General features: G+C 44.0%; 13 protein-coding genes. 12 read left to right on the forward strand and 1 reads right to left on the reverse strand.

Annotation, left to right across the window (positions count from 1 at the left end; all coding sequences use genetic code 11):
- Window positions 1-47: 47 nt before the first annotated feature.
- Window positions 48-731: a helix-turn-helix domain-containing protein gene (locus tag RUMTOR_RS01215; protein ID WP_242647669.1), complete on the reverse strand. Its 684-nt coding sequence runs from the start codon at window positions 729-731 to the stop codon at window positions 48-50.
- A 115-nt stretch (window positions 732-846) separates the two neighbouring features.
- Between RUMTOR_RS01215 and secG the strand changes: the two genes are divergently transcribed.
- The 12 genes from secG to RUMTOR_RS01275 all read left to right on the forward strand — a co-directional run bounded on the left by secG (window position 847) and on the right by RUMTOR_RS01275 (window position 13,376).
- Window positions 847-1,089, forward strand: coding sequence for a preprotein translocase subunit SecG (gene secG, locus RUMTOR_RS01220; protein WP_004845185.1), 243 nt, complete (start codon window positions 847-849; stop codon window positions 1,087-1,089).
- 185 nt (window positions 1,090-1,274) lie between these two features.
- A complete protein-coding gene (gene rnr, locus RUMTOR_RS01225; RefSeq protein ID WP_004845187.1) occupies window positions 1,275-3,482 on the forward strand; it encodes a ribonuclease R in 2,208 nt (735 codons plus the stop codon).
- A 101-nt stretch (window positions 3,483-3,583) separates the two neighbouring features.
- Window positions 3,584-4,048, forward strand: coding sequence for an SsrA-binding protein SmpB (gene smpB, locus RUMTOR_RS01230; protein ID WP_009243370.1), 465 nt, complete (start codon window positions 3,584-3,586; stop codon window positions 4,046-4,048).
- A gap of 50 nt (window positions 4,049-4,098) precedes the next feature.
- Entirely contained in the window at window positions 4,099-4,959 is an 861-nt protein-coding gene (gene nudC, locus RUMTOR_RS01235) for an NAD(+) diphosphatase (RefSeq protein WP_004845189.1), read from the forward strand.
- Window positions 4,960-4,963: 4 nt separating this feature from the next.
- Window positions 4,964-5,386, forward strand: coding sequence for a bacteriohemerythrin (locus tag RUMTOR_RS01240; protein WP_004845190.1), 423 nt, complete (start codon window positions 4,964-4,966; stop codon window positions 5,384-5,386).
- A 181-nt stretch (window positions 5,387-5,567) separates the two neighbouring features.
- Window positions 5,568-8,252, forward strand: a complete 2,685-nt coding sequence (locus RUMTOR_RS01245) for an NYN domain-containing protein (protein WP_242647670.1) — start codon at window positions 5,568-5,570, stop codon at window positions 8,250-8,252.
- Between the two features lie 104 nt (window positions 8,253-8,356).
- Window positions 8,357-8,977 (forward strand): ECF transporter S component, encoded by a 621-nt coding sequence (locus tag RUMTOR_RS01250; RefSeq protein WP_004845192.1) that lies wholly within the window; start codon window positions 8,357-8,359, stop codon window positions 8,975-8,977.
- A gap of 111 nt (window positions 8,978-9,088) precedes the next feature.
- Entirely contained in the window at window positions 9,089-9,829 is a 741-nt protein-coding gene (locus RUMTOR_RS01255; protein WP_009243367.1) for a CD225/dispanin family protein, read from the forward strand.
- Window positions 9,830-9,851: 22 nt separating this feature from the next.
- Complete coding sequence (locus RUMTOR_RS01260) at window positions 9,852-10,295, forward strand: DUF2752 domain-containing protein (protein ID WP_004845194.1); 444 nt, start codon at window positions 9,852-9,854, stop codon at window positions 10,293-10,295.
- 378 nt (window positions 10,296-10,673) lie between these two features.
- Window positions 10,674-11,603 carry an orotidine-5'-phosphate decarboxylase gene (gene pyrF, locus RUMTOR_RS01265; protein WP_004845196.1) on the forward strand — a complete coding sequence of 310 codons (930 nt, stop codon included), beginning with the start codon at window positions 10,674-10,676 and terminating at the stop codon, window positions 11,601-11,603.
- Between the two features lie 88 nt (window positions 11,604-11,691).
- The gene (locus RUMTOR_RS01270) at window positions 11,692-12,474 is read left to right on the forward strand and encodes a dihydroorotate dehydrogenase electron transfer subunit (RefSeq protein WP_009243366.1); all 783 of its coding nucleotides are present in this window, start codon (window positions 11,692-11,694) and stop codon (window positions 12,472-12,474) included.
- On the forward strand, window positions 12,474-13,376 hold the full coding sequence (locus tag RUMTOR_RS01275) for a dihydroorotate dehydrogenase (protein WP_004845198.1): 903 nt from the start codon (window positions 12,474-12,476) through the stop codon (window positions 13,374-13,376). The genes RUMTOR_RS01270 and RUMTOR_RS01275 overlap by 1 nt, the downstream gene beginning before the upstream one ends.
- Window positions 13,377-13,530 lie beyond the last annotated feature (154 nt).

The raw sequence follows: 13,530 nt of genomic DNA on the forward strand, positions 1-13,530 counted from the left end.
TTTTACTTTTTAGGCAGATCGATATTTTTAACACTCAAAGCTCCGGATCAATGTAATGTAAAGCGTTTTTTCTGAGTAAGGGATCTCCGGATGATCTGTAGGATCATGTAAGGGGACTGCCCCTGCATAATCAGTGGGGAAACCAGTTCATCCAGCGTTATCAAATCTTCAGGAGAAATGTTGATACCAGTTCGCGATTCAATCAGAACGGTTCGATATTCCCTGTGAGCAATCGTGGCTCTATAATAAGCCTTATCCAAACGGCATCCGCTTTTTTTACTGCAAGCATTGCATACAAAGGGAGCTTTATCTAGTTTGGAACAATGATAACTGCGAGGAATGAAATCATCGCAATGGGAATTACAGTGGTTGCAGAGTTTACACATTCTTTTGCATATCGGAGCATAGATTTCACAGATATTCTTTTTTTTGCAGTCTTTTATTAGAGCACATTTATTTTTTGATTCATTGAAGTGGCTATGTTCCTGAATAGTGCGGTGCTTTTTAATTTCTTTGGAGATAGTGGTTGGATCTTTTCCTAACTGTAGCGCAATGCTATGGAGGGAGTTTCCTTGATCCAACCTTTTTTCAATTATAATACGCTGATCCATTGTCATATGCTTTTGATTTCCAGGGATAGATTTACACATAAGTACCTCTTTTCTACTGCGGATAGAAGGTACTAAAATAATATAGGATATAGAAGAAGAGAGTAAGACTAAATTCAGCATGATGGTGGAATTTAGTTTTTCATTTAAGGGTTAATAACAACAATGGATGAAATGTCTTGCAAATAAGCTGTAATTGTGATAGAATAATTTTGGTTTATTTCAGGAGGTAGAAGAAATGGATATTTTAAAAACAGTATTGACGATTATTTTTGTTATAGATTGCATCGCATTAGCTTGTATTATTCTTTTACAGGAGGGTAAATCCGCAGGTCTTGGAACGATCAGCGGAGCTGCAGATACATATTGGGGACATAATAAAGGACGTTCGATGGAAGGCGCGCTTGTAAAGGCTACAAGAGTTATTGCGGTTCTGTTTATTGTATTGGCAGTTGTACTGAATCTCAATATCTTTAACTAAAAGGATAGTATAAAAAGACAGCAGAAGATAATAATGATTATGAGCACTCTATACGAATATAGGGTGCTTTTGCTTTGTAACGGCGAAGAGCCGGAGCTCGGAGACGTCTGAGAATCTGGCGGCTGTTTACAATCGGGAATGTGCCTTTTGGTACTTTCGGCGATTATTTTAGTGCGGAGGGTAAAATGCGGAAAACACACGGTAACAGAGAGAAAAAAAGAAGAATACATGATGATCGCGTCAAAGTGAATGACAGAAAAAATCCTTCAAAATCAAAAGAGGAAAGCCGTCAATTTGAAAAACGCAAAAAGGTACTTTTTGATTTTATCAACGATGATCTGTACGTACCTATGAAGATCAAAGAGATTGCCGTCGTACTTCAAATTCCGGGAGAACAGAGACAGGAACTGCGGGAAGTTCTCGATGCTCTTGTGGAAGAAGGGAAGATCACGATTTCAAAAAGGGGAAAATATACATGCGGTCATACCGAGCGTCTGAAAGGAATATTTCAGGCAAATGCAAGAGGTTTCGGTTTTGTTACGCCGGAAGATGGAACAGATGACATCTTTATTCCGGAAGAGTGTCTTGGGAATGCATTCCAAGGCGATGAAGTAGAGTATATTATAACGTCAGCTCCGGCAGGAAAGCGGCGGGAGGGAAAGATCGTCGGAATTATTTCGCACGGAGTAACGCATATTGTCGGATTGTATGAAAAATGTAAAAGTTTCGGGTTTGTCAGGCCGGATAACTGTCGGTATGTAAACGATATTTATATTCCGTCAGGGCGTGAGATGGGCGCTGTGACAGGTCATAAAGTTGTTGTGGAAATGACGTCTTACGGCGGGGAACATATGAAACCGGAAGGAAAAGTTACGCAGATCATCGGACATGTGAACGATCCGGGCACGGATATTTTGTCAATCGTAATGGATCTTGGCATTAAGACAGAGTTTCCCGAGAAAGTTTTGAATCAGGCGGTCAGAGTCGGGAAGCCTGTAAGTGAGGCGGATCGTGCCGGGAGAAAAGACCTTACGAATGTGAAAATGGTGACGATCGACAGTGAAGATGCAAAAGATCTGGATGATGCCGTATCGGTAGAGCGGGACGGAGAAAATTATGTGCTCGGCGTACACATAGCGGATGTAACGAATTATGTTCAGGAAAAAAGCGCCCTCGACAGAGAAGCGTTGGAACGCGGAACAAGCGTCTATTTGGCTGACAGGGTTATTCCGATGCTTCCGCACATTTTGTCAAACGGGGTCTGTTCGCTCAATGCGGGGGAAGAGCGTCTTGCTTTGTCCTGTATCATGACGATCTCGCCGAAAGGGGAGATGATTTCCCATGAGATTACAGAGTCGGTGATCTGTGTTGACAAGAGGATGAGTTACAACAAAGTTTCCGCTGTATTAGAGCAGGATGAGCAGGCGCTTCGTGAGTATGAAGGATTCGTTCCGATGATATGGATGATGAAAGAATTATCGGAGTTGATCAGACAGAAACGGGGAAAACGGGGCGCTATCGATTTTGACTTTCCGGAGACGAAGATTGTTTTGGATGAAGATGGAAAACCGATCGAAGTAAAGCCGTATGACAGAAATCCGGCGACAGAGATTATCGAAGATTTTATGCTTATGGCAAATGAGACAGTGGCGGAAGAGTTTTTCTGGAGGGAGATTCCGTTTCTTTACCGGACGCATGAAGCGCCGGATGAGGACCGGATCAGACAGCTTTCGGCATTTGTCAACAGCTTCGGCTATCATATCCATGTCGGAAATGAGATCCGGCCGAAAGAGATCCAGAAACTGCTTGAGAAAGTAGAGGGAAAACCGGAGGAAGATCTGATCAGCAGACTTACGCTCAGGTCGATGAAACAGGCGAGGTATACGACGGAGAATACCGGACATTTCGGACTTGCGGCAAAATATTATACTCATTTCACATCGCCCATCCGAAGGTATCCCGATCTTCAGATCCATCGTATCATCAAAGAAAACTTAAGAGGAAGATTTGATGAGAACCGGGCGGAGCATTATTCTGAACTTTTGCAGCAGGTTGCGGCACAGTGCAGTGAAAGGGAGAGAAGAGCCGAAGAAGCCGAGCGGGAAGTTGTGAAGCTGAAAAAGGCTGAGTATATGAGAGATCATATCGGGGAAGAGTTTGACGGAGTGATTTCGGGAGTGACAAAGTGGGGCGCTTATGTAGAATTGGAAAATACGGTGGAAGGACTTGCACATGTGGCGGATATGTGGGATGATCATTATGAGTTTTATGAACAAAGCTATGAACTGGTCGGAGAACATACAGGCAAGACTTATAAGCCGGGACAGAAGGTGAGAATTTGCGTCACAGATGCGGATAAACTTCAAAGGACAGTGAATTTCAGGATTCTGTAAGAAAGAGATATTTGCGTATGTAAAGCATTCGTACAAAGAGGTGTTCGGGTATGTGAAAGTATTTGGACATGATAGATTTTAGGGCAGGAGAAGAGTGGATTATGGCAAAGTCAGAAGTCAGGATGATCGCCAATAATAAGAAAGCGTATCATGACTATTTTATTCTTGAAAAATATGAAGCAGGAATTGTTCTGCACGGTACAGAGGTAAAATCTCTGAGAATGGGAAAATGCAGTATAAAAGAAGCTTTTATCAGGGTGGAGTCAGGAGAAATGTATATTTACGGGATGCACATCTCTCCGTATGAGAAAGGGAACATATTTAATAAAGATCCGCTCAGGGTGAGAAAGCTCCTTCTCCATAAAAAAGAGATAGACAAGATGTTCGGAAAGATGAAAGAACAGGGAATTACTCTTGTTCCGCTGCAGGTGTATTTTAAGGGGAGTCTTGTGAAAATGGAGATCGGAGTGGCAAAAGGAAAGAAACTGTATGATAAGCGGGACGATATTGCTAAAAAAGATCAAAAACGGGAAGCACAGAGAGAATTTAAGATCAGAAACTTATAGCGTCGCTGCAAAAGGAAAGAAAAACTGCGGCGTATGGGAAAGGAACTGCTATGATACAAGACATTGAACCGCATCACTTAGATAATCAGTACAAACCGGTTCCGCCTGATAAAGACAGTATTGCATTGTATTATGAAGATCACGCGGCGCTGATGAAAGTGTCTGAAAAGGGAATCAGTTTTCCGAGTTTTGCGGATTTGGAACATTTGAACAGGGAGATTTACAAAGAGTGTATATATTTATTTTCAGTAGATGATGAGCGTTATTATCTCGTAAATGAAATTGACAGATCGATGCTTTTAGACTTCCAAATGAAAAATACAGAGATTTTCAGAACGGCAGATCCGCAAGACCGGGCATTTGCCGGAATTACGGGATATCAGCTTTATAATTGGTATAAAGACCGGAAATATTGCGGACGGTGCGGAAAACGGCTGAAGCACGGGGAGAAGGAGCGGATGCTTGTCTGTGAAGCGTGCGGAAATACGGAATTTCCGAAGATATGCCCGGCCGTTATTGTCGGCGTGACGGATCACAACCGGATTTTGATGTCCAAATATGCAGGACGTACATATAAAAAATATGCGCTTTTAGCAGGATTTTCGGAGATCGGGGAGACTGTCGAACAGACTGTGGCGCGGGAAGTGATGGAAGAAGTCGGGCTGAAAGTGAAAAACATCCGGTATTATAAAAGTCAGCCGTGGGCGTTCAGCGATACGCTTCTTATGGGATTTTATTGCGATCTTGACGGGAATGATGCAATCACACTTGACAGAGAGGAACTGGCGGTGGCAGAATGGTTTGAAAGGGAAGACATTCCTGTAGAGCCATCACGGGATAGTCTTACAAATGAAATGATCCTGCAGTTTAAAAACGAAAGAACGGCAGTGAAAAAAGAAAAAGGAGAATGAAACGATGAGAGCAGAATTTGATGAAAGTTTGGTAACGGGAAATGAAATGATCGATACACAGCACAAAGAACTGATTGACAAGATCAATAAGCTTCTTGATAGTTGTGAGACGAGCAAAGAAAAAGTAGTGGCAGTGAAAACGCTTGATTATCTTGCAGACTATACAGAGTTTCATTTCGGGGAGGAAGAAAAACTTCAGGAATCGATCAATTATCCGGCAATAGCGGAACATAAAAAAGAACATGACAAACTGCGTGCCGTAGTAAAAGATCTTTACAATATGCTTGAAGAGGAAGAAGGACCGTCAGAGGCATTTGTAGAGCAGGTGAATAAAAATGTTATCGAGTGGCTGTACAGACATATTAAAGGTTTTGACCGTTCCGTGGCAGAATACAAATTTATGAATGAAAGCAGCGAAAGACTGTAGAAAAATAGAGTGGAAAAGTAGAAAACGTTTTACATTCGACTTATACCCCTTTCTGTGATATGATAATTTCTGTATAAAAATCACAGGAAAGGGGTATTTTCATGGAAAATACATCCGAAAAGAAAGACAAAAATTCGGTAAAAAACCATTAAAACATATATGTATCGGTCTTGTTGCCCATGTGGACGCGGGCAAGACAACATTGTCGGAAGGAATGCTTTATTTAAGCGGACAGATTCGGAATATGGGGCGCGTCGATCATGGGGATACATTTCTTGATAATTATGAAACAGAACGAGAACGCGGGATCACGATTTTTTCAAAACAGGCGGAATTTATATGGAATGATACGAGTATTACGATTCTTGACACTCCCGGGCATGTGGATTTTTCAGCAGAGATGGAACGAGTGCTGCAGGTGCTTGACTGCGCCGTACTTGTTGTCAGCGCTGTGGACGGGGTACAGGCACATACGGTCACGCTTTGGAGGCTGCTGAAACAGTACAAGATTCCGACAATGATTTTTGTGAATAAAATGGATCGTCAGGAAGCAGACAGAGAAAAACTGCTGGAAGAATTAAAAAACCGATTCGGAGACGGCTGTGTGGAGATGGACATGCAGTCGGAGGAGAACAGAGAAAGTCTTGCGATGTGTGATGAGACAATGCTTGAGGAATATTTATCAGGCGGGAAGATCGAAAAGGAGACTGTGAAAAAGGCGGTTGCCGCAAGGAAAGTATTTCCGTGTTGGTTTGGTTCTGCTTTGAAAGCGCAAGGAATCGAAGCGCTGATGTCGGGATTATGTGAATATGCGCCGTCGGCAGAGCCTTTGCCTGAATTTGGGGCAAAAGTCTATAAGATCGCCCGTGATCCTCAGGGAAACAGGCTGACTTATCTGAAAGTCACAGGAGGACAGCTGCGCGTCAAAGATGTTCCTTTTGCGGCAGAACAATCATGTACAGGGAAGGTCAATCAGATCCGAAAGTATTCGGGAGAAAAATACGAACTCGTTCAAACAGTTTCCGCAGGGGAAGTATGTGCGGTGACAGGACTTGAAGGAACTTATCCGGGACAGGGGATCGGCGCGCAGAAAGAATCTTTGCTTCCTGTATTAGAACCTGTCATGACATATCGGATCGAACTTCCGGACGGGTGTGACGCTCATAAAATGTTTCAGAATCTGCGATGTCTTGAAGAAGAAGATCCGCAGCTTCATGTGATCAGAAACGAGGAAACATCAGAGATCCACATCCGTCTTATGGGAGAAGTGCAGACGGAAGTTCTGCAGAAGATGGTGAAAGACCGGTTCGGAGTTCTCATTCATTTCGGAGAAGGACGCATTGTATACAAGGAGACGATCAAAAACAGTGTGGAAGGGGCAGGTCATTTTGAACCTCTTCGACATTATGCGGAAGTGCATTTGAGATTAGAGCCGGGAGAGCGCGGATCGGGGATGCAGTTTGCGGCAGATTGTTCGGAGGATGTTTTGGATCGTAATTACCAGAGGCTGATACTTACGCATTTGGAAGAGCGGGAACATAAAGGAGTACTGACAGGTTCTGCTCTTACAGATGTCCGAATTACGCTTCTGTCGGGAAAGGCGCATAAAAAGCATACAGAAGGCGGTGATTTCAGGCAGGCGACATATCGTGCGGTACGTCAGGGACTTCGGAAGGCGGAAAGTGTTCTTCTTGAACCGTACTACGAATTTCGTATGGAACTGCCGTTGGAAAATGTCGGAAAAGCAATGACGGATATAAAACGGATGAGCGGAGAGTTTGAAGGACCTGAGACGGAAAATGGGATGGCGGTGCTTAAAGGAAGTGTTCCTGCCGCCGAGATGAATGGATATCAAAAAGAATTTACGGCGTACACAGGCGGTTACGGAAGATTGTTTTGTTCTTTGAAAGGATACGGCGAATGTCATAATACAGAAGAAGTGATCGGGCAGATCGGATACGATGCGGATGCAGATGTAGAAAATACTGCAGATTCGGTATTTTGCTCTCATGGGGCGGGAACGATCGTTCCGTGGTATGAGGCGGACGCCCATATGCATGTAGAAGGCGAGGCGGCAGAAAAATCGGAAGAAGATACACAGATGTCTGCAGCATTTCGTCCACAGAGAAGAACGATCGAGCTGACACAGGAAGAGCTGGATGCAATCTATGTCAGAACGCCCGATCCGGTGAAGAAAACGAAAAGGAGCGCGCCTGTTACTGTGACGGCAGGAAAGGCGGCAGCTTTTTGCAACGGCGACCGCTTACAATCCCGAAATGTACCTTTTGACATTTCCGGTGATTATACAAAAACGAAAAAAAAGAAAGCAGACCGGAAAGAATATTTGCTTGTAGATGGGTATAATATTATTTTTGCGTGGGATTCACTGAAAGAATTGGCGAAAATCGATCTGGCCGCCGCAAGAGGGAAGCTTGCGGATATTTTGTGTAATTATCAGGGATACAAACAATGTGAACTGATCCTCGTATTTGACGCGTATAAAGTAGAAGGAAATCCGGGAGAGATCATGAAATATCATAATATTCATGTCGTTTACACGAGGGAGGCGGAAACCGCGGATCATTATATAGAGAAGACTGTGCGAAGAATCGCAAAGGAGCATGATGTTATCGTGGCAACATCGGATGCGCTTGAACAGGTGATCATTATGGGGCAGGGAGCGCATCGGATGTCGGCGGCAGGACTGAAAGAGGAGATCGAATCGGTTATTGAACAGATGAAAGACGATTATCCGAAACAGGAGGAGCTGATCCGGAATTACTTGTTTGATTATCTTGAAAAGGATATTGCCGAAGAGATGGAGCGAGTCCGACTTGGTTCTCATAAGAAAAAGTGGACTGTATAAAAATGGGATAACTGGATGTTTCAATACGACCAGTCTGATGCTAATATACCTGTATTAAATAATGTTGAACAAAAAAGTAACAGTTCAGGAAAGCAGGTAAGTATATGACGAAAAAAAATGAAACTGTAGTTAAGATTGCCCAAACAGCTCTTATGGCTGCGCTTTGTTTTGTATCATTTCAATTTTTGCAGTTTAAAATTGTTCTTCCCGGGGGCGACGCAACGTCTTTTCATGTAGGAAATGCATTTTGCGTACTGGCGGCTCTGATCTTGGGCGGATGGTACGGCGGACTTGCGGGAGCTATCGGAATGGGATTCGCAGATATTCTCGATCCGGTCTATATTACAGGAGCGCCGAAGACGTTTGTACTGAAATTATGTATCGGACTTATCGTCGGTCTTGTGGCTCATAGAATTGCGAAGATCAATGAAAGTACAGATAAGAAATACATTTTCCGCTGGAGCATGATCGCATCTGTCGCAGGGCTTGGATTTAACGTCATTGCCGATCCGATTGTAGGATACTTCTACAAACAGTATATTATGGGGCAGCCGCAGCAGATGGCGGAAGTTCTTGCAAAGTGGAGTGCGGCTACAACTTTTGTAAATGCAGTGATTTCGGTGATCCTCGCAGGCGTTTTGTATAACGCGCTTCGCCCGGTTCTTCTGAAAACAGGGATCATTCGGCAGAAAAGGGAAGAAGCGGTGACAGCCAAGAGTATATGAAAATGTAAAAAAAGCAAAAAAATGTATTTTTTTGGTGACTTTTTTGCTCTGACAGTGGTATTATTATTGAAATGAAATAATATACAAATACTATGAGAGCGAGGTAGGAAAATGAATTGTATTAAGTGTTATCAAGAAATTCCTGACGGCGCAAAGTTTTGTCCGTATTGCGGAGCGCAGCAGTCTGATACGTCAGCGACAGACCCGGTTCGAGCAGAAGAAACAGTGACGGAGCCGGTACAGGCGGCGCAGACAGAAGAAGTTCCGACAGAGCCGGTACAGGCGGCGCAGACAGAAGAAGTTCCGACAGAGCCGGTACAGGCGGCACAGACAGAAGAAGCTTTGACAGAGCCGGTACAGCCGACCCAGACAGAAGAAGCTCCGACAGAACCGATTCAGCCGGAAGCTGCTTCAACGGATCACGTATATCAGGAAGCTCCGGCACAGGAGACATATACATCCGCACAGAACAATCCTTATTACGGAACAGGTCAGACTTATTCTGATCAGACGTCAGATCAGCAGTATGGAGGAAATCAAGGTCAGACATCTTACCAGAACCAGATGCCTTATCAGAATCAGGCGCCGCAGACGCCGATCAACTGGGTACCGTACCTTGTATTATCTATTATTTGTACGTTGTGCTGTTGTCTTCCGTTCGGTATCGTAGGTATCGTATATGCGGCAAAGATCAATTCATCTATGGCGGCAGGCAATTATGAGGAAGCGAAAAATGCGGCAAAATCCGCGAAGATCTGGATCATTGCATCTGCAGTCGTAGGTCTTATTGTAGAAGTCATCTATATCATCTTTGCTTTTATCGGCGGCGTAGGCGGATACTATTATTACTAAGATGCTATAGCAGAGGAAATACATGTTAGAATTATTGCGTAAAAAGAAAAGTTTGCGGATCTTGATCGTAGCAGGAGCCGCTATAGCGGCGCTGGCGGGAGCGGTTTACTTGTATTTTCATAATCCGCACAGCTATCCGCTGCCGTGTGTTTTTTATTCTTTGACAGGGTTTTACTGTCCGGGATGCGGCGCGGGACGCGCCAGTTATTCTCTTTTGCATGGACGGTTTTTGGATGCGTTTTGCTATAATCCGGTTATGACGGTATTGCTCCCGCTATTAGCGCTTTATGTGGCGGCAAGAGCAATCGATTGGGCGATTACGGGCGGAGATCATATCGATCAGAAGATCAGTGTAAAATTTGTCGCAGGAATATTGATTTTCGTGCTTTTGTTCGGAATCGTAAGAAATATTCCGGTATATCCGTTTAATCTGCTCGTGCCGGGCGGCCTGTTTGAACTGTTTTAAATTTGCGGCTCACAGGAAGGCCGGAAAACAAGAGGCGAAAAAAGCTATTATGTAAGCCGGATAAAGCGGAAGAACGAAAGATAAATGAGAAATGATTAAAAATATATAAGCGGATACTTAAGGAATTTCCGAGAGTGTCCGCTTATATTTTTACGGCGGCGACAGGATAAAGTCCGGATCTGCCAGGAATCTTGGCGATCATTTGCAATCTCGGAATCTTCCTTTTGGCATTTCAGGGATGAGGCAGGCAAGATTTTGGTATAGAAGTCAGTCGGATATTGTGATAAAATATAAAAGATAAAAAAGTTCTGAAAATGTGTGAGGCATCTGCTTTACACAAAAGCAAGGCAGATTTTCAGGAAAACGGAGGGTACTTGTATGATTAACAAATTAGTAGAAAAGATTAAAAAGACAAAAGCGCCGATCGTAGTAGGTCTTGATCCGATGCTTAGCTATATTCCTCAGCATGTTCAGGAAAAAGCGTTTGCAGAGTATGGGGAAACTTTGGAAGGGGCTGCAGAGGCAATCTGGCAGTTTAATAAAGAAATCGTAGATAAGACATATGATCTGATACCGGCTGTGAAGCCTCAGATTGCTATGTACGAGCAGTTCGGTGTTCCGGGAATCGCCGCATTTAAGAAAACAGTAGATTACTGTAAATCAAAAGATCTTGTTGTGATCGGAGATATTAAAAGAGGAGATATCGGTTCTACGTCAGCCGCATATGCGGTAGGACATCTCGGAAAGGTAAAAGTCGGATCAAAAGAGTATGTTCCGTTTGACGAAGATTTTGCAACAGTGAATCCGTATCTTGGATCTGACGGAGTGAATCCGTTTGCGGACGTATGCAAGGAGCAGAAAAAAGGGTTATTTATTCTTGTGAAAACATCGAATCCGTCCAGCGGAGAATTCCAAGACCGCATCATTGACGGACGTCCGCTGTATGAACATGTAGGCGAAAAAGTTGCGCAGTGGGGCGCAGAGTGTATGGGAGATGAATACAGTTATATCGGCGCCGTTGTCGGAGCGACATACCCGGAGATGGGAAAAGTCCTCAGAAAGATCATGCCGAAATCATATATTCTCGTTCCGGGGTACGGCGCGCAGGGCGGCCGCGGAAAAGATCTTGTTCATTTCTTTAATGAGGACGGACTTGGAGCGATCGTGAACTCGTCGAGAGGAATTATTGCGGCATATAAGCAGGAAGCATATGCAAAGTTCGGAGCAGAGAATTTCGGAGACGCTTCCAGAGCGGCTGTAGAAGATATGATCGCGGACATCAGCGGAGCGCTTGAATCTGCAAAATAAGTATCCGGCAGGGACAAAGACGATCTGACGGAAAAAGCAGTTGATAATTTGTAATAGAGAATTTGAAATAAAGGAGCATATGACACATATGACGAAAGAAAAAGAAAATGCGGCGATCATTTCACAGGAAGAAATCGCGCATGGCATATACAGTATGTGGATCAGAACGAAAGCGGCGGAAACGGCAGAGCCGGGGCAGTTTATCTCGATGTATACAAACGACGGAAGCAAACTTCTTCCGCGCCCGATCAGTATTTGCGAGATAGACAAAGAGAAAGGCGCACTGCGCGTTGTATACCGTGTTACAGGAGAAAATACAGGAACAGAGCTTTTTTCACAGATGGGAGAAGGCGATACGATTCCTGTGATCGGACCGTTGGGAAATGGATTCCCGCTGGAGAAAGCATTAGAAAAACGGGCGTTTCTCATAGGGGGAGGGATCGGAGTGCCTCCGATTCTGGAACTGGCAAAACAGATCGGCTGTGAGAAAAAGCAAATCATTGTCGGATACCGAAATGACGAGACGTTTTTGAAAACAGAGTTTGAACAAAACGGGGAAGTATATATTTCTACAGAGGACGGAAGTGCGGGAACGAAAGGCAATGTAATGGATGCGATCCGTGAAAACGGATTGGAAGCAGATATTATCTATGCGTGTGGACCGACACCGATGCTCCGCGCGATCAAAAACTATGCGGAGGAAAACGGGATCGAATGCTATATTTCGCTGGAAGAGCGCATGGCATGCGGTATCGGAGCATGTCTTGCATGTGTATGCAAGACGAAAGAAAAAGATCATCACAGTAATGTGCATAACAAAAGAATCTGTAAAGACGGTCCGGTATTTTTGTCAACGGAGGTGGAAATCTGATGAATACAAAAGTGACGATCGCAGGAGTGGAATGGAATAACCCGGTTACAGTTGCTTCCGGCACGTTCGGATCAGGAGCAGAGTTTACTGATTTTGTCGATCTGAACCGACTCGGAGCTGTGACGACAAAGGGCGTTGCTAATGTTCCGTGGACAGGAAATCCGACGCCGAGAGTAGCGGAAACTTACGGAGGAATGATGAACGCAGTCGGCTTGCAGAACCCGGGAATCGATGTGTTTTGCGAGAGGGATATTCCGTTTTTGAGAAAATACGACACGAAGATCATTGTAAATGTATGTGGAAGATCCACAGAAGATTATTGTGAAGTCGTAGAACGTCTGGCGAATGAAGACGTCGATATGCTGGAGATTAATATTTCCTGTCCGAATGTGAAAGAAGGCGGGATTGCCTTCGGTCAGAATCCGAACGCTGCGGAAGAGATTACAAAGGCAGTAAAAAAATATGCAAAACAGCCGATCATCATGAAATTAAGTCCGAATGTTACAAGTATTTCCGAGATGGCGAAAGCGGTGGAAGCAGGCGGCGCAGACGCCGTATCTTTGATCAATACTTTAACGGGGATGAAGATTGATGTGAATAAAAAAGCGTTTGTTTTGGCAAACAAAACAGGCGGAGTGTCAGGACCGGCGATTCATCCGATTGCTGTGCGCATGGTATATGAGGCGGCAAATGTCGTCAGTGTTCCCGTAATCGGAATGGGCGGAATTGCATCTGCGGAAGATGCGATCGAAATGATTCTTGCGGGGGCAAGCGCCGTATCGGTAGGAACAGCAAACTTTTTTGATCCTGCAGTGACAATGAAGATCGTAGACGGGATTGAATCATATATGAAACAACATGGATTTGAAAGTGTTGCGGATATGGTCGGAATTGTAAAGTAGATGAAAAGCAAACATAAGAAAAGAGAATAAGAAAACGAATATAAGAAAACGAATATAAGAAAACGAATATAAGAAAACGAGCATAAGAAAACGAGTATAAGAGGACAAAAATAACGTCCGTCAGGATCAAAAATTCTGACAGACGTTATTTTTA

The organism is [Ruminococcus] torques ATCC 27756, from assembly GCF_000153925.1.
Taxonomy (GTDB): Bacteria; Bacillota; Clostridia; order Lachnospirales; family Lachnospiraceae; genus Mediterraneibacter; species Mediterraneibacter torques.